13 protein-coding genes are annotated in these 17569 nt (G+C 56.9%); 5 read left to right on the top strand and 8 right to left on the bottom strand.

What is annotated here, in order from left to right:
* Positions 1 to 111: 111 nt before the first annotated feature.
* From RSF91_RS00350 to RSF91_RS00330, 5 genes are all read right to left on the bottom strand, one after another.
* Complete coding sequence (locus tag RSF91_RS00350) at positions 112 to 603, bottom strand: sensor histidine kinase (RefSeq protein ID WP_332566552.1); 492 nt, start codon at positions 601 to 603, stop codon at positions 112 to 114.
* 369 nt (positions 604 to 972) lie between these two features.
* Positions 973 to 1656 carry a response regulator transcription factor gene (locus RSF91_RS00345; RefSeq protein ID WP_332566802.1) on the bottom strand — a complete coding sequence of 228 codons (684 nt, stop codon included), beginning with the start codon at positions 1654 to 1656 and terminating at the stop codon, positions 973 to 975.
* A gap of 254 nt (positions 1657 to 1910) precedes the next feature.
* Entirely contained in the window at positions 1911 to 2753 is an 843-nt protein-coding gene (locus tag RSF91_RS00340; protein WP_332566551.1) for an HDOD domain-containing protein, read from the bottom strand.
* 64 nt (positions 2754 to 2817) lie between these two features.
* On the bottom strand, positions 2818 to 4062 hold the full coding sequence (locus tag RSF91_RS00335) for an alpha/beta hydrolase family protein (RefSeq protein WP_332566550.1): 1245 nt from the start codon (positions 4060 to 4062) through the stop codon (positions 2818 to 2820).
* Between the two features lie 59 nt (positions 4063 to 4121).
* Positions 4122 to 6518, bottom strand: coding sequence for a Tex family protein (locus RSF91_RS00330; protein WP_332566549.1), 2397 nt, complete (start codon positions 6516 to 6518; stop codon positions 4122 to 4124).
* Between the two features lie 179 nt (positions 6519 to 6697).
* Between RSF91_RS00330 and RSF91_RS00325 the strand changes: the two genes are divergently transcribed.
* Positions 6698 to 7831 carry a DUF72 domain-containing protein gene (locus tag RSF91_RS00325; RefSeq protein ID WP_332566548.1) on the top strand — a complete coding sequence of 378 codons (1134 nt, stop codon included), beginning with the start codon at positions 6698 to 6700 and terminating at the stop codon, positions 7829 to 7831.
* A gap of 137 nt (positions 7832 to 7968) precedes the next feature.
* Here the strand turns inward: RSF91_RS00325 and RSF91_RS00320 are convergent, their stop codons facing one another.
* The 3 genes from RSF91_RS00320 to cysQ form a co-directional block, all read right to left on the bottom strand.
* Positions 7969 to 9072, bottom strand: coding sequence for an enoyl-CoA hydratase/isomerase family protein (locus RSF91_RS00320; RefSeq protein WP_332566547.1), 1104 nt, complete (start codon positions 9070 to 9072; stop codon positions 7969 to 7971).
* A gap of 278 nt (positions 9073 to 9350) precedes the next feature.
* Positions 9351 to 10322 (bottom strand): tripartite tricarboxylate transporter substrate binding protein, encoded by a 972-nt coding sequence (locus RSF91_RS00315; protein ID WP_332566546.1) that lies wholly within the window; start codon positions 10320 to 10322, stop codon positions 9351 to 9353.
* 85 nt (positions 10323 to 10407) lie between these two features.
* Positions 10408 to 11181, bottom strand: coding sequence for a 3'(2'),5'-bisphosphate nucleotidase CysQ (gene cysQ / locus RSF91_RS00310; RefSeq protein WP_332566545.1), 774 nt, complete (start codon positions 11179 to 11181; stop codon positions 10408 to 10410).
* A 117-nt stretch (positions 11182 to 11298) separates the two neighbouring features.
* Between cysQ and cysD the strand changes: the two genes are divergently transcribed.
* The 4 genes from cysD (at position 11299) to RSF91_RS00290 (ending at position 17551) form a co-directional block, all read left to right on the top strand.
* Positions 11299 to 13218 carry a sulfate adenylyltransferase subunit CysD gene (gene cysD, locus RSF91_RS00305; RefSeq protein WP_332566544.1) on the top strand — a complete coding sequence of 640 codons (1920 nt, stop codon included), beginning with the start codon at positions 11299 to 11301 and terminating at the stop codon, positions 13216 to 13218.
* Positions 13218 to 15131 (top strand): sulfate adenylyltransferase subunit CysN, encoded by a 1914-nt coding sequence (cysN, locus tag RSF91_RS00300; protein WP_332566543.1) that lies wholly within the window; start codon positions 13218 to 13220, stop codon positions 15129 to 15131. The genes cysD and cysN overlap by 1 nt, the downstream gene beginning before the upstream one ends.
* Before the next feature lie 117 nt (positions 15132 to 15248).
* On the top strand, positions 15249 to 16358 hold the full coding sequence (locus tag RSF91_RS00295; protein ID WP_332566542.1) for a DUF1214 domain-containing protein: 1110 nt from the start codon (positions 15249 to 15251) through the stop codon (positions 16356 to 16358).
* On the top strand, positions 16355 to 17551 hold the full coding sequence (locus tag RSF91_RS00290) for a sulfotransferase family protein (protein WP_332566541.1): 1197 nt from the start codon (positions 16355 to 16357) through the stop codon (positions 17549 to 17551). The genes RSF91_RS00295 and RSF91_RS00290 overlap by 4 nt, the downstream gene beginning before the upstream one ends.
* Positions 17552 to 17569: the final 18 nt, after the last annotated feature.

Below are 17569 nucleotides of genomic sequence, written 5' to 3'. Positions count from 1 at the left end.
TCTAGAAGTTGCCGGGCTTTGCTGCCAGCATAGATGCGTAATGCTCTTGGTGGTGACGTCATTCAGCCATTGTGCTTGACGAGCGATGCACGACCACAGCGTCCAGAGCAGTCACCACGTGATGGTAATTTTTGTCCCGCCACCAATGCGGGGCTGAATTTCCAGTTTGCCACCTATAGCGTGCGCTCGGCGGCGCATATTGAGCAAGCCCATGCCAGTAAAGGACTCTGTGCCCGTCTCTTGCCCTACCGTCTGCGCCAGACCTTTGCCGTCATCTTCTATGCTGAGACACGCATGCACAAAAACGCTTGAGGTATCGGTTTGAGCCGTCGCCGCCAAGCTAATCCATACCTCATGCGCTTGTGCATGTTGAAGCACGTTGCTGATGGCTTCCTGCACCACAGCCATGATTTCTCTGGCCATGGTGCCGCGTGGCAAGCAGCCTGACTCACCCAGGACTTCGGGATCCCAGACATCCCAGTGCAGACTCATGCCCTGGCGCTCGAGAACTGGTTGTAGGCGATGCCTGTATCTCGCCAGCAGTACAGCTAACGATTCATCCTGCGCATCCATTGAATCAACAGTCAAGCGCAAATCCAGCAAGCACTGCTCCAGCGCCCGACGCATTGCTGGATCAGGGTGCTTTTCAGACAGACTGATCAGGTGTACCAGCTGGCTGCCCACGCCATCATGCAAAGCAGCAGCCATGCGCCGCCGCTCTATTTGGACCTCTCGTGAAGGTCGGACACTTTTGCGCCTGCGCCACAGCAAGCTGCGATAGGCTTTGGGCAGCAGCCAGACAAGAGCGGCGGCACTGAGCAGCGCGCCCAATGCGGCGCACCCCCCTCTGACAGAATGCAAAGCCGCTGAATCCTGAGCTAAGCAAAGCAACCACAACAGCAGTTGGATGCCCCAGAGAAGTGACTGCCAAACGTAAATCATTCAAGACCTTTTGCTGGCGACCTTGGTGAACTAAAACCAGCCTCGCAGCGATGCAAAGCGCACGGCCTGCGCACGCGTGCGCACTTGCAGCTTGCGATAAATATTCTTGATATGCGTGTTGACCGTCATGGCACTGATTTGCAGCTGTACACCAATTTCAACACTGGTATGGCCGCCGGCCACCATGCGCAGCACTTCACTCTCGCGGCTGGAAAGTCGGTCTGGCGTGCTGGGGCTGACTTGCGGGTCTGAGGCTGGCTTTTTGTCATAGCGCTGCAGCAGTCGCCGGGCCAGACTGGGCGTAATGGAGGCACCACCATTGGCCACCTGCAGCACGGCCTGCGGGTAGTTGCCAAACCAGGAGTTTTTGACCAAGTAGCCGGTTGCGCCCAATTCAAAGGCTCGCAACACCTGCTCTTCGGTTTCCATCACCGACACCACGATGGCTTCTGCATGCGGGTGGTGGCTTTTCATCACGTCAATCATCTCAAGTCCATCGCCGTCGCCCAGATTCAGGTCGAGCAGCATGACATCGAAGTCATTTTGGCGAATTGCTTTTCTCGCATCCTTGAGATTACCGGCCTGCCCCACCACCATGGTGCGGCGATCATTCATGATCTCCTGCGCAATCACCATGCGCAGATGAACATCATCATCAATCAGCAGCACCCGAACCGGCTTGTCGGGCTGGCCCACCATGTGATCAGGCCACATGGAAGGACTCCCAAGCTCCACGGACTGAGAACGCACAGTCAGCGTGTCGCTCGTAAAGATTGCATCATTCAAGTCCATCTTTTACTCCTGGCCGGATTGGTTTGATATTGCACTGAATTGAGGTGCTTGGCACTTCATAGACAAAAACTCTTCAATTCATCATTAAATAGTTTTTAACAATAAACCTAAAATTCCAGCGTAAGAAGAAATGCAATTTACGTAACCAAAATCATCTTACGCAGCCAGATAAAAATCTAAAACTGCACATCCAGAGAATTAGCGGCATACCAGTTGATAGAGGCTTGGCGCAGCACCATGTCGATATCCATGCCCAGCGCAAGGCCCGCCTCCGCAGGGAATGACACGGCCAGCTGACGCTCGCTCCAGTTCAAGGCCCGGGTCGATGCACGCCAGATGGCCAGATGCAGCACGCCGGTCAACGGCTCAAAGACCGGCTGCTCCAGCGGCGTATTCATATACTGAAAGGCATCGCTCATGAGCAGCGGAAAGTTCCACTGCCGGGCCAGGTGGGCAGTAATCTGCCCTGTGCAATAGCCCATCAGCTGCCTTTCCACCTGCGGGCGCTTGGGGTGCATAGGCTCCAGCAGCTCAGCCAGTCGCACAAAGGTCTCTGGATCAGCCGTACGCAAAAGCAGCTGCCCCAAGCCATGCAGCAAGCCCAGCGTATAGGCCGCCGAGGCATTGGCCTGCACCGACATGGCCAGCGCACGTGCGATGCGCGCGGTATCAAGGCTGTAGCGCCAGAAGCCCGCCAGACTCCAGCCCCCCTGAACATGGGTTGCCCCCGTGGGTGCAGATTTCTGCACCAGCTGGCGCAGCTGGACGGGTGCCAGCACCACCAAGGCCTCAGGAATGCTATGCACACGCTGGGCTAACTGGTGCGCTGGCCCATTGGCCACAGCCAGCATGCGGGCCGTCAATACCGGGTCTGTTGAGAACAATTGCACCAGACTGCGCATGCCCGGCTCTGGCTGGCGCAGCTCACTCGACAGCAGTGCAACCGCGCGTGGCTGGCTGGGCAGCAGCGCATGCTGCTCCAGCAGCATTGACAGATTCAGGGGTTTGGCGCGGCTCATGGCGTGGGTCATCTGCAGTGGGGCTACAACGCCTGTCGGACTGGATACAGACAGGCTTTAACAGTTACAGCTTTTCATCTCTTTGCAGTTGCACTGGCTGACCCATTACCAGCTGGCTTGCAATCTTGCGTGTGATGGGTTGTAACACGGAAAAGTGATCCGCTCCCTGAACCGAAACGCAATGCACCTGCTCCGACTTTCGAGCCGCGCACAGATTGTCCAGACTGTTGATATTGCTTGGCCGCTTGCTGCCTTCAACAATCCAGGTCGGGCTCTTTATGGCATGCATCCAGTACATGGGAGAACGCATGCGCTTTTCATCGGCAGAGACCAGCGACCACTTCACAGGCCAGTCATAACCACTGATCTCATCCACCGGGCCAAAAGCAAATACGCCCTGCACCGGCAAGCCCGCCGTGGCCGTCAGCAGCGCCAGCGTCGCCCCGGTGCTGTGCCCGCCCAGATAGATACGCGTGGGGTCGACATAAGGCAGTTGCGCTGCCTCCAGGATGGCGGCGGCTACATCCTGCACCTCGCCCCAGAAATATTCACGCTGACCCGGGTTGTCATTGCCGCCGCGCAGTGTGGGGAACAGCATGGCCATGCCCGCCTTGCGAAACGCACTGGCACTTTGATCGTTGGCCACGGAGCCTTCTGTCCAGAAATCATCCAGACTATTGCTATCGCCGCCCGTCAGCCACACCATCAGCGGCAACTTTTTTCCATCACCCGGATTAGGGGTCACAAACGCCTTAAGGGAGAGATTGCCACTCTGATAGTTCATGGGCACAAACATCTGCGCCGGTGGCTTAGGCATGGCCTTGATGGGCATGTGCGCAGCGGGGAGCAAGGCGGTGGAGATCATCGTGGTCTTGCCAGCGCGCGCCTGCATCAAATTCTGCAAGGTGATGGTGCCTGTTGAAATCTGCTGCTCAACCGTTTTTTCAATCTCCGCTTGCTCTACATCATGGGCAGCACGCTGCTTTCTTTGCGCTGCATGGCGAACTTTTGCCGTTTCATACTCATCCATGGCCGTGCGGGTGATGCAGCGCCGCTGCTGGTCAATCGGAATGCCCTCTTCCGTTGCCTTATCGATCTGAGCAAGATTGAGCTTGATGGTGTGGCAGAAACTATCGCTTTGTGGAGCCAGTGCGGGCGGCCAGACCAAGGGCGCAGTTTGGCCGGCCTGAGCCTTTTGCTTGGCTTTATCCAGAGACACCCAACCCCGTGATGTCATCTTGGCGCCGATAAAGACGACCAGCAGAACCACGCCAATAACGGGCAAGATTCTGCCCCTGACTTTTCGCATTCCGATCTCCCACAAAAAGGCCGCCTGTCATTTCTATGAATTGGCGGCCCAGTGGGAGATTATTTCTTCAGTCCCTGCAACTTGGCAAAGGCTGAAGCCATGGCGTTTTGCTGTGTTGGCTGATTACCACGCTGCGGCTGGGTATAAGCATCACGACCGCCCCGATTGCCGCCACCTCCGCCGTAGCTATTGCCACGACCAACACCTTCAAAGCGATTGTCGCGTGGACCATCCCGGCGGGCAGGCGCAGCGTCCAGCTTCATGGTCAGGCTGATGCGCTTGCGCTCGACATCCACTTCCAGCACCTTCACCTTGACGATCTGACCGGTCTTGACGACCTCTCGTGCATCTTCGATGAACTTGTGGCTCATCTGGCTCACGTGTACCAAACCATCCTGGTGCACGCCCAAGTCCACAAAGGCGCCAAACTGGGCCACGTTGCTCACCGTGCCCTCCAGCGTCATGCCTTCCTTCAGGTCCTTGATGTCTTCTACGCCATCGTTGAAGCGGGCCACAACAAAGTCAGGGCGCGGGTCACGGCCGGGTTTCTCCAGCTCGCCCAGAATGTCCTTGATGGTGATGGAGCCAAACTTCTCGCTGGCAAACTGCTCGGGCTTCAGGCTTTTCAGCACCTCCGCACGGCCCATGATCTGGTCCACAGCCTTGCCAGTCGAGACAATGATCTGCTCCACCACCGGATAAGTTTCGGGGTGCACGCCGGTCATGTCGAGAGGGTTCTCGCCCCCACGAATGCGCAAAAATCCTGCCGCCTGCTCGAAGGTCTTGGCGCCCAGGCCCGAGACTTCCATCAGTTGCTTGCGGCTTTTAAACGAGCCATTGGCATCGCGCCAGCGCACCACCGACTTGGCGACCGAGCCCGAGAGGCCCGACACGCGGGAGAGCAGCGGGGCCGATGCCGTGTTCAGGTCCACGCCCACCGAGTTCACGCAGTCTTCCACCACAGCATCCAGCTGGCGGGCCAGCTCGCCTTGGTTCACATCGTGCTGGTACTGGCCCACGCCAATGCTCTTGGGGTCGATCTTGACCAGCTCGGCCAGCGGGTCTTGCAAGCGGCGGGCAATCGATGCCGCACCGCGCAGGCTCACGTCCACATCAGGCATCTCCAGCGAAGCAAATTCACTGGCGGAGTAGACCGAAGCGCCGGCCTCGCTCACCACCACTTTATCAATCTTTTTATCGGCCTTTTCGGCAATCTTGATCAGATCGGCGGCCAGCTTGTCGGTTTCGCGGCTGGCGGTGCCGTTGCCAATGGCAATCAAGTTCACACCGTGCTTTTCGACCAGCTTGGCCAGCGTGGCCAGCGATCCATCCCAGTCGCGGCGCGGCTCGTGCGGGTAAATGGTCGATGTTTCCAGCAGCTTGCCCGTGTGGTCCACCACAGCCACCTTCACGCCAGTACGGATGCCGGGATCCAGACCAATCACGGTGCGCGGGCCCGCAGGGGCAGCCAGCAGCAAATCGCGCAGGTTGTCGCCAAACACCTTGATAGCCACCTTCTCGGCGTCTTCGCGCAGGCGGCTGAACAGGTCGCGTTCGGTCGAAAGGCTCAGCTTCACGCGCCAGGTCCAGGCCACGCATTTGCGCAGCAGGTCATCAGACGCACGCTTGGCGTGGCTCCAGCCCAGGTGCAGAGCAATCTTGCCTTCGGCCAGGCTAGGCTGACCCGGCTCAGGCTCGACAGGCTGAATCAGCTTGGCTTCGAGAATTTCCAGAGCGCGACCACGAAACACGGCCAGTGCGCGGTGCGATGGCACGCGGCCAATCGGCTCGTCGTATTCAAAATAATCGCGGAACTTGGCGACTTCCGGGTCGTTCTCGTTCTTGGATTCCACCTTTTTCGACTTAAGCAACCCTTCTTCCCACAGCCATTCACGCAGTTTTTGCACCAAGGCCGGGTCTTCGGCCCAGCGCTCGGACAAGATATCGCGCACGCCATCCAACACGGCAAAGGTGTTGGAGAAATCCGGGCCGGGTTTGCCATCGTCCAGCACCGTGGCGGGCTTGCAGAAAGCCTCCGCTTCTTTGTGCGGATCTAGCGTGGGGTCGGCAAACAGCAGATCGGCCAGCGGCTCAATGCCAAACTCTTTGGCAATCTGGCCCTTGGTGCGACGCTTTTGCTTGAAAGGCAGGTAAATGTCTTCCAGCTCCTGCTTGGTGGGTGCAGTGGCAATGGCCAGACGCAGTGCATCGGTCAGCTTGCCCTGCTCATCAATCGCTTTGAGCACCGTTTCACGGCGGTCATCGAGCTCGCGCAGATAGCTCAGGCGCTCATCCAGCGTACGCAGCTGCGTATCGTCCAGGCCACCTGTCGCTTCCTTGCGGTAACGGGCAACAAACGGCACCGTGGCACCACCATCGAGCAACTCCACCGCTGCGCTCACCTGCTGCGGCTTGACGTTCAGTTCTTGAGCAATCTGACCAATGATTTTTTGCATTCGATACTCGCCCCACGGCGTCTGACAGAGGAAACGAAATAGTTTGCCATAGGCAAAACGGCTCGCCAGACTCAAAGCCCGAGGCAATTGCAAGCAAAGCGTAAAAACTATGCTTTTCATAGCTGCTAGCGCTTTAGGGATAAGCGCTAAGCGCCAATTTCATTAAAATTACGTCTGCCATGCCAGATACGTTTCAGGATGATTTTTTTGCCGACGACTTACCGCCGCCCAGCGCAGGCGCAGGTCAATCGCGGGCCAAAGCGGCAAAGTCATCCACTGAACCTGCCGACGAAACGGCAACCACCCAGCGCCAGGCCAAGCGCGGCGATGTGGCGCTGGTACCCAATGCTGCCCAGCACGCACCACTGGCCGCACAACTACCGCCGCAGTTGCGCATGGGCGTATCCACCTGGTCGTACCCGGGCTGGGAGGGACTGGTCTGGGACGGAGCCTATGACAGCAGCGTGCTGGCCAAAAAAGGACTCAGCGCCTATCACCAGCACCCGCTGCTGCGCACTGTCTGCGTGGATCGCACCTTCTGGCGACCGCTGACCGCCAGTCAGTACGCAGCCTTTGCGGCGCAGGTCGATGCCGATTTTCGCTTTGTCGTCAAATGCCCGGCAGGCATTACCGATGCCCAGGTGCGTACCGAAGAAGGCAAGCCGCGCGAGCTCAACCCCGCGTTTCTGGATTCGTGTCTGGCGATTGAGCATTTTGTGGTGCCCACCCTAGAAGGGCTGGGCGACAAACTGGGCGTACTGGTTTTTCAGCTCAGTCCCCTACCTTGGGGCTTGCTCAGCCAGCCCAGCCGGGTGCTGGACAAGCTGGGACTGCTACTGGCTGCGGTGCGAGAAGCGCTGGTGAAGCATACACAAGTGATTGTGGCCGTGGAGGTGCGCGACCCTGAACTACTCAGCCCATCCCTCGCCCAGACACTCAAAGCTCATGGCGCCACCTATTGTCTGGGCTTGCACGGCAAAATGCCGCCTATTGAAGCGCAGCTCCCCATACTGCGCGCCCTGTGGCCCGGCCCTCTCGTCTGCCGCTGGAACCTGAACCGCATCTTTGGTGCCTATGGCTATGCCGATGCGCAGAAAAGGCACGAGCCATTCAGCGAGATTCGCAGCGAAGACCAACACACACGCGAGCTGCTGGCCCGCACGATTGCCGGCATCACCGGCGCAGGCCAGCCAGCGTTCGTGACCATCAGCAACGATGCTGAAGGTTGCGCCCCCCTGTCGATTGCGCTGCTGGCGCAGGCCGTGACCCATCTCACACAAGAATCTCATGCTCCAAAACTGAACAAGAGCTGATCAGCGGCAACAAGCCAGACGCCTAAGAATCATCATCAAAACAGGCTTTAGCGCTTATCTATAAAGCGCTTTCAGCTATCAAAAACAAAGCCCGCCAAGTTCAACACTTGCCGGGCTTTGTTCTCCCAAAGGCTCAATCAATCTTGCAGCATGGCCAGTGGGTGTGAATGCGCGGGCCACGGGCTGTCAAAAAAAGCCTGCCACTGTGCATCGGTCACATCCTCAATACGGGCAGGGTTCCAGTGCGGGTTGTGGTCCTTGTCCACAGCCAGGGCGCGAATGCCTTCCAGCGTTTCGCTCTGACCGGGGCGCAGATAAAAGCAGTGGCGCACCATATCGCGCTCCATGCGCAGGTCTTCGGCCAGCGTCATCTTGCGGGCGCGGCGAATTTGCTCCAGCACGACATGCATCATCAGCGGCGAGCGCTTGCGCAAGGTCTGGGCCACGGCCTTGGCCCAGTCGCTGCCGGCCAGCAAGGCTTGTTCAATCGCAGCAACGGTTGGCAGGCCAAAACAGGCATCAATCTCAGCGCGATGCGCTGCAAGACTAGGCTCTGCACTCACAAAGCGGGCACGCACCACGGCATTCAGCGCCTCGACGTTGGCAAACGGCGTCGTCGCCAGCGTCTCCCACAAATCTGCCTGTTGATCGGCGGGAATGCAGCCATCCGCCAGACCAAAGGCCACGGCATCGCCCGCGCCGATGGTGTCGCCGGTCAAGCCCAGCCATTCACCCACCGCACCGGAGCAGCGCGAGAGGAAGTAGCCGCCGCCCACATCGGGGAACAGGCCAATCGCGGTTTCGGGCATGGCCATCTTGGTGCGCTCAGTCACGATGCGCAGCGAACCGCCCTGGCTGATGCCCATGCCACCGCCCATGACGATGCCATCCATAAAGGCGATGTAAGGCTTGCCAAGGCTGTGAATCAGATGGTTGAGCGCATATTCTTCAGTGAAAAAATCTTCCAGCTGAGGATTGCCGCTGCTGCCTGCGGCATGCAGAAAGCGGATATCGCCACCGGCGCAGAAGGCGCCAAACACGCCTTCCTTGTTGCTTCCGCGAATGGCCACGCCCAGAATGGATTCATCCTTTTGCCAGGCCAGCAGCGTGGCCAGCAAGTCACGAACCATGCCCAGAGACAGCGCATTGAGCGCCTTGGGGCGGTTGAGCGTAATCATGCCCAGCTTGCCCCGAACTTCGGCAATCACTTCGGGGGCTTGGGTGGTCTGGGGGCTGTTCATTGTCAGTGGCTCCTTGAATCATGGCTTACTTGGCTGATTCAATTATGCGTGGACAGCTTGAAGACAGCCGGTCAATCATGTGACAAAAGCTGCCAGAACCCATACCTATTGCGCGCTATGCGCTGCACGTTTCATAGCAAAAGAATGGCGGCAATGCACCCAGGCTACGTATGGACTGCCGTGCAACGAAAAAGCGCGGGCAAAGAAAAAGGCTTCTGAATTTCATAAAAAGCCTTTTTTGTATTGCTCGGAATGGCGGCGTTCGAACTCGCGCCCCGTCAATTTAAAAAACCGTTTTTCCTAAAGAAGCTTCGGTAGCTCTGACCTTCAGCCTGCAAAAATGGCTTGAATTGTTTGTAGTCTTTGTATGCGACTTCAAAACCTAAATTTTCTAACTGGTCCACAAAGCCCGTGTCTTTGACCACCTCGTTGATTTCGACGGATAGAAAGAGGGCCAGTTCGGATGATGCCCCTTTGGGAAGAAAGATTCCTTGCCAGTATTCAAAGCTGACGCCTTGGAGCCCCTGTTCCTGAAACGTTGGGACATCCGGTAAGCGTTTCGACCGGTGAGCCGATGCAATGCTCAATGCACGCATCTTCTGGCTTTCTAGATGAGGAGCGACGGGAGCAAGCCCCGCAAAGAGTAAGTCCACTTGATTGCTCATCAGGCTTGCAGTTGCAGAAGCAGCTCCCCCGTATGGAATGTGCAGTAGCTCCACCCCCAGTGCTTTGCCCATGCTCTCGCCGACCAAATGCTGCAAGCTGCCAACTCCTGAGGATGCGAAGCTCAGGCCATGGGCATTCTTTGGGGCTGCAATTGCGATATCACCCAGCTGATGTATTGCGGAGTCGCCCCGCGTGGCAAGTACGATAGGAGCGGAGGAGACTTTGGCGACCGGCACCATTTCATCGACTTCGCCCGACTCCTTTCTTCTCGTGTAGATTGGATTGATGAAAATTTCGGCAGGCGACGCCAAGAGCAGCGTATTCCCATCAGGTCTTGATTGCGCCACATAGTTCGCAGCAATGGCTCCACCTGCGCCCACCCTGTTTTCCACATAGACGGGACGCTGCATTCGCGCTGAGAGACGAGTGGCAAACGTGCGCGCCAAGGTATCCATCGCACCACCGGCTTCGAAGCCAACAACGATTTTGACGGGGTGGCGAGACGCTGCTTTATCAGCACAAGCGCCACTCATCAGCAGCCCGCAAAGCAGGCAAGCTCGAATTAGCGTCGCGGCATAGTTCATCAATCGTCAAACAGAAAAGGAAAGGGATGAATGCCCGTATCCAGGGCATTCCGTCAGGTGGCAATTGCGGTGTGATAGCTTGAGATCAGCGGTAATCTGCCGAGCAGGCATAGAAATGAGGATTGCTCAAATCTCGCTTTCCATAGCTCAGAACATCTCCATTGAGTGCATGAATCTGGCCACCTGCAGCGACCAGCACCGCATGGCCTGCAGCGATATCCCACTCCATGGTGCGCCCCAAGCGGGGATAGAGGTCCGCTTCTCCCTCGGCAACCAGACAAATCTTGAGCGATGAGCCTGCACTTTTGCGTGATCGCACCAAGCGCCCATTGAGAAACTGATCCAGCGCATCAGCATCGCTATGCGAACGACTGGCCACCACATCAAGGCCATCCTCTGGAATGCTTCTGCATTCAATGGCTTGGCGCTTCCCTTGCACTTCCAGCCATGCGCCAAGTCCTATGGCGCCCGCGTACATGCGATCCAGCGCTGGTGCGAAAACGACGCCCATCACCGGGATTCCATTTTCGATCAGCGCGATATTGACGGTGAACTCGCCATTGCGATTGATGAATTCCTTGGTGCCATCAAGAGGATCAACGAGCCAGAAGCATTGCCCCAAATCAGGCACATAGCCTGCGGCAGCTGCTTCTTCAGAAACGACAGGAAACTGCGACTGCAAGGTGCCCAGACGCTCAAGAATCAGGTGCTCTGCCTTTTCGTCGGCTTCAGTCACAGGCGAAGCATCTTGCTTGCCGCGCACCTCAAAGTCGCTGCGGTAGATCTCCATGATTAAAGCACCCGCTTCGCGGGTGATGGCCATAACGTCTTCAAGCAGTGCGCCTTGAGTCTGAGTCACAAAAGTCTCCTGTGTTGTTCTTCATGTGGTCCGTTTGGCCTATGCGCCAATCAGAGGACAGGCCGACAGTAAATGCATCCGGTTCTTCGCAAATAAGCGAGTGAATGTTTAACAGGAATGCACATGGCTGTTGGTAAGAAGCTCAGTGTTCAGGAAATCAATCCACTGCGAATTCAGGCAGTGAAATTGCGGCTTGAAGGTAAAACACTCAAAGAAATCGGCATGGCGACAGGCCTGTCCACTCCAACCATCATTGCCGCCCATAAAGCCTGGCAGGAAGGGGGATGGAACGCTGTCCTTGTGCGCGAGCGCGGTCGCAAACCGGGAGAAGGCCGCACCTTGTCGGCCATGCAGGAGCAGGACATCTATGTCCAGCTGGTCAGCACACAGCCCGCCGACCATGGCTTGCCTTTTCTGCTGTGGCAGCTGGAAGCCATGCAACAGCTGATCCTTCAGCGCCAGCAGCTTGAGTTGCCCGAGCGCACCAATGCCCAATACCTGCAGCGCTGGAATCTCAATGCCGAACGCCCCGTCAAGCGCATGAAACAGGCATCCAGCAATGTGCAGCGCTGGTACGCCAGCACTTATCTGGACATCTGCGCACAAGCCAGAAAAGAGTGTGCCAGCATTGTCTGGATCGACGATTTTGGTGCCCACAACAACTGCCCCGGACGTCTCAGGCACGGCATTCTGCGTGCCGTCAACAACCGCGGTAAGGTGTATTGGCAACCTTATGAGGGCAGTTTATGCGCCGCGCATCTGGAAGATTTTTTTGATCGATTGAGGCGTTCCAGCGAGGGCAAGATTTTTGCCTTGCTTCCTGCCATGCAGTGGCAGCGCGCCGCCACTTTTTCATCGCTTGCCAGCGACAGCAACGACCGGCTTCGCCTGTTTCACCTGCCCGCCGCCACAGAGATGCTCAGGCAGTCAAGCGAATTGGCCAGCAGCGTTTTGAAGGCTGCGCAAGACACCGCGCAGGCACCGAAAAACACCCACGCAAAGACTCCAGAACCACCAAAGCTCGACCCTATGGCGAGCATGACGCAGCAACTTCTAAAACATCAATTCGCGCAAAAATTTTCTTTAACGGACTCCTACAGTTGGCAGCATCCAAAACAAAAAACCAAGGAGAAATCTGTGGTGCTGACTCATTTGCAAAGGCTGGAATCCGAAAGTATTCAGGCCATGCGCGAGGTTGTTGCTGAGGCAGAAAACCCCGTCATGCTTTATTCCATCGGCAAAGACAGTGCAGTCATGCTGCACCTGGCCATGAAGGCGTTTTACCCCGCCAAGCCTCCGTTTCCTTTGCTGCATGTGGATACGACCTGGAAGTTCCAGGAGATGTATCGCTTTCGCGATCAGATGGCCGCGAAGCTGGGAATGGATCTGCTGGTCCACATCAACCCCGAAGGCCTTGAGATGGGTATCAGCCCATTCAAGCATGGCTCGCAGATTCACACCGATGTGATGAAAACCGAGGGTTTGAAACAGGCGCTGGACAAATACGGCTTTGATGCTGCATTTGGCGGGGCGCGCCGCGATGAAGAGAAATCCCGAGCCAAAGAGCGCATCTTTTCTTTCCGCTCGGACCAGCATCGCTGGGATCCAAAGAATCAACGTCCCGAGCTCTGGCACCTCTACAACACACGCAAAAACAAGGGTGAATCAATCCGCGTGTTCCCGCTATCCAACTGGACCGAGCTGGATATCTGGCAATACATCTATCTCGAAAACATCCCAATTGTTCCCTTGTACCTCTCAGCACCGCGTCCTGTCGTGGAGCGAGACGGCACGCTGCTAATGGTCGATGACGAGCGCATGCCGCTCAAGAGCGGTGAAGTACCCATGATGCGCAATGTGCGCTTTCGCACCCTGGGTTGCTACCCACTGACAGGTGCCGTCGAATCCGATGCCAACAGCTTACCCAAGATCATTCAGGAAATGCTGCTGACCCGTACTTCGGAACGACAGGGCCGGATGATCGACCACGACTCGGCCGCATCTATGGAAAAGAAGAAGCAAGAGGGGTATTTCTGATGTCACATGTATCTGCACTTATCTCTGAAGATATCGAGAAATACCTGAAGGCACACGAGCAAAAAAGCCTTCTGCGCTTCATCACCTGCGGCAGCGTGGATGACGGTAAGAGCACGCTGATCGGGCGCTTGCTGTATGAGTCCAAGATGCTCTTCGAGGATCAGATGGAAGCGCTGGTCGCGGACTCCAAGAAAGTCGGCACGCAGGGCGGCGAGCTGGACTTTGCCCTGCTGGTGGACGGCCTGGCTGCAGAACGCGAGCAAGGTATCACCATTGATGTGGCCTACCGCTTCTTCTCTACCGATCAGCGCAAGTTCATCGTGGCAGACACGCCTGGCCACGAGCAATACACCCGCAATATGGTTACTGGCGCATCGACTGCTGATGTGGCGGTTGTCATGATCGATGCTCGCCGAGGCGTGCTGACACAGTCCAGGCGCCACAGCTATCTGGCTTCACTGATCGGTATCCGGAAAATTGTGCTGGCCGTCAACAAGATGGACCTGATGGGCTATTCCGAAAAAGTCTTTGACGACATCGTGGCCGATTACCGCGAGTTCGCCAAGAAAATCAATCTGGAAGACATCACGGCCATCCCCATGTCGGCCTTACGCGGCGAAAACATCACCGAACAAAGCGAACACATGCCCTGGTACCACGGTACCACGCTGATGGGCTACCTTGAAACGGTGGAAATTGACGAAGCACGCCAGCAAAAACTGCCATTTCGCATGCCGGTGCAATGGGTCAACCGCCCTAATCTGGATTTTCGCGGTTTCGCCGGCTGCATTGCCAGCGGTCAGATCAGCCCCGGTGATTCGGTTCGTATTCTGCCCAGTGGCCGGGTTAGCAAGGTCGCACGTATCGTCACGCAGGATGGCGATCTTCAGCAAGCAGTTGCCGGGCAATCCATCACGTTGACCTTGGCCGACGAGGTCGACTGCAGCCGCGGCGATGTCATTGCAGTGGCCGATGCACCTGCAGATGTTGCTGATCAGTTTCAGGTCACGCTGATCTGGATGCATGAGCAGCCCATGCTGGGCGGTCGCCCTTATCTGATGAAGATGGGCGGAAAGACGATTCCCGTCACCTTCGCCGCGCCCAAATACAAGATCAACGTCAACACTTTGGAGCAGCTGGCCGCCAAAGAGCTGGCGCTCAATGAAATCGGCGTCTGCAATCTCTCTAGCAGCCAGCCTATCGCCTTTGATGCCTATAAAGACAATCGCGAAACCGGCAGCTTCATCCTGATTGACCGGCTGAGCAATGCCACAGTAGGCGCTGGCCTGATTGATTTTTCACTGCGTCGCTCTCAGAACATTCACATGCAGCATGTGAACGTGAATCAAAAAGACCGCGCCGAGCGTTTGCAGCAAAAGCCTGCACTTCTCTGGTTCACAGGCTTGTCAGGAGCAGGAAAGTCGACGATTGCCAACCTGCTCGAAACACAGCTGCACGCCCGCGGCAGGCACACCTATCTCCTCGATGGAGACAACGTGCGCCACGGACTCAACCGAGACCTTGGCTTTACCGATGCAGACCGGGTAGAGAACATCCGCCGAGTGGCCGAGGTCGGAAAGCTGTTTGTGGACGCAGGACTGATTGCAATCACGGCATTCATATCCCCCTTTCAGGCTGAGCGCGAAATGGCGCGCAAGCTGGTAAGCGATGGCGAATTTCTGGAAGTGTTTATTGATACACCCCTGGCTGTCGCCGAAGAGCGCGATCCCAAAGGGCTCTACAAAAAGGTGCGCAGGGGTGAGCTGAAAAACTTCACAGGCATCGACTCGCCCTTTGAAGTCCCAGAGAACCCAGACATCCATATTTCCACGACAGCGCTGACAGCGCAGCAAGCCGTGGACAGGATCATCGCTGAATTGGTGGCACGCAAAATCATCACTGCAGACAGCTGAAACAGCTCTGCACCTGAATTGCGGATTTAGCAAACCCTTCTTTCTTCTTTCCCCCTGGCAGTGCAAGGCAGGTCCGCAAGGACCGGGCATTGCGCAGCCTTTAAAGAGATTCAGATCATGGACAAGCAAACCATCAATGAAAAACTTCTCACGGGTGAAACCTGGTCAGAGTTTTGCGACCACCTCAAACGCTGTGGTCAGCAGATTCTTCGCCCGGAAACCCCTGCAGACCCCGCCACGCGCGCTGAAGGCTACCGGTACCTGACCCGGCTGCTGCGCATCGCGCTGGAAATGCATGTGGAATTTGCCGACCCGGCGTTTCCCAGCTTTTTCAAGACATCGCATGAAACCGCCAAGATTGGCGCAGACAACCCCGACAACATCTACGAATACTCGCGCCTGAATGGTGCCATGGAGTACCGCATTCATGGCAATCGGGGCAGTGTTTCGTACCTGAGCTTTTGCACGCAAAAAGGGGGCTACGAAACCGACGGCCGAATGATCGTGACCGGCTTTCTCGATGCCACCCAATTGAAGACTGACAAGGACGGCAATTTCGAGATCATCATCAGCCGCGAGCCTCAGCCCGGTAACTGGCTCCCCATGGAAGACAACTCCGTTTCCATTCTGGTGCGCCAGACCTTCATGGACCGCAAAAGCGAAGTTCCCGCCAAGCTTTCCATTGAGCGTATCGGAACGCAAGACAAGCCCGGCCCACTGGATCCACTGGTTTTTGCGCAGTCCTTGCAGCGCGCCTCGTCCTTTGTTGAAAACACCGCTGCGCTTTTTGCAGACTGGGCTCAAAGCTATCTTCCTCATAGCAACCAGCTGCCACCGGCCGATCAGGCTTACTGCCAGTCAGTGGGAGGAGACCCCAACATCTTCTACTACCACTCGCACTGGAAGCTTGATGAAGACCAGGCGCTGGTGATTCATGTGGACAAGGTCCCCGAGTGCTCATTCTGGAATTTGCAGATCAACAACTACTGGCTGGAGTCTCTGGATTACCGCCATCACCAGATCTGCATCAACAAACACCAGGCCCAGTACGACGACAAGGGCGGTGTGACTCTGGTTCTGAGCGAGCAAAACCCCGGCCTTGCCAACTGGCTCCAAACCGCAGGCGTTCGGGAAGGGACCATGTGCCTGCGCTGGGTAGGGGCCAAGGAGCAATGCCACCCCAGCACACAAGTCGTTTCCATGGACCAACTGACGGAGACTGTATGAACGCCCACACTCCACTCCAAACGCCCCAAGCGCTTCAGGTCGAAGAGCTGTTGCAGGCAGCACGTGGCCGGACCCCCGACTTGACCGATTTCGGCGATGACAACTACCGCCAGGCACTGGCAGTGCTAACCCAGTCGCTGAACACGGAAGCCAAGCTGTCAACTACTGGCCTTGTCATGATGCGCGAGCGTCTGGTGGGCCAGCTCGTCAACCGCCTGATTATGGAAGACTATTTCAGGCGCTTCCCCGAGATTGGCCAGATTGAGATTGATGACCCCTTGGTCATCGTTGGCCTGCCTCGTACGGGCACCACCATGCTGCAGCGTACGCTGGCCGTGGACCCTCGCTTTTATTCCGCTGCCTGGTGGGAAACCCGCTACCCCTCACCACTCGTGGGGGAAGGTCCGCAAGATTCCGCAACCCGTATCGATTTGGCCAAGGCCGAAGTGGCGCAGACCATTGAAGCCATCCCACAAATCCTGTCCATCCACCCGATGAACGCCACGCTGTGCGACGAGGAATTCATGCTCATGGAGCATTCCTTTCTCTGCGCCATGGACGCCTATGCCGATGTCCCCAGCTACACCGCCTGGCTGGACCAGCAGGATCAACGCCCTGTCTATATGCAGCTCAAGAAGATGCTTCAGTTCCTGCAGTGGCAAAAGCGCCAGCGAGGCGAGCCACAAGGGCTGCGCTGGTTGCTTAAGGCTCCCCAGCATCTGCACACCCTTGAAATATTGCTTTCGGTGTTTCCCAAGGCGCAGGTCATTCTGACCCACCGTGAGCCAGCGCAGACCATTCCATCCATGGCCAGCATGGCCCACACCCTGTGGCAAATCTACAGTGACACACCAGACCCGCTCTCGACGGGTCGCCAGTGGAACACCCGTATGGCTCGCGGCATTCATCACTCCATGCAAGTTCGCGACCAGCAGGATACGGCCCGCTTTCTGGACATTCATTTCTCCGATACGGTGGAAAAGCCCATGGCAGTGCTGGAGGCGGTGTATCAGTTTGCAGGGTTGCCATTCACCGACAAGGCTCGCACAGACGCGCAGCAATGGTTGTCCAGCAATGGCCGTGAAAAGCGCGCCGGCCATGACTACAGTCTGGAAACCTTCGGCCTGAGCGAGCAACAGATGCAGACCGACTACGCACAGTACCGTGCTCGTCACCTGCAGACTGCGCACTGAGCGAGACGACTGAATCAT

Origin of the sequence: Comamonas sp. (assembly GCF_036643215.1) — a bacterium.
Taxonomy (GTDB): Bacteria; Pseudomonadota; Gammaproteobacteria; order Burkholderiales; family Burkholderiaceae_C; genus Comamonas.
The sequence above is the reverse complement of the archived record's forward strand: the minus strand, read 5'-3'. Positions and strand labels throughout refer to the sequence as shown.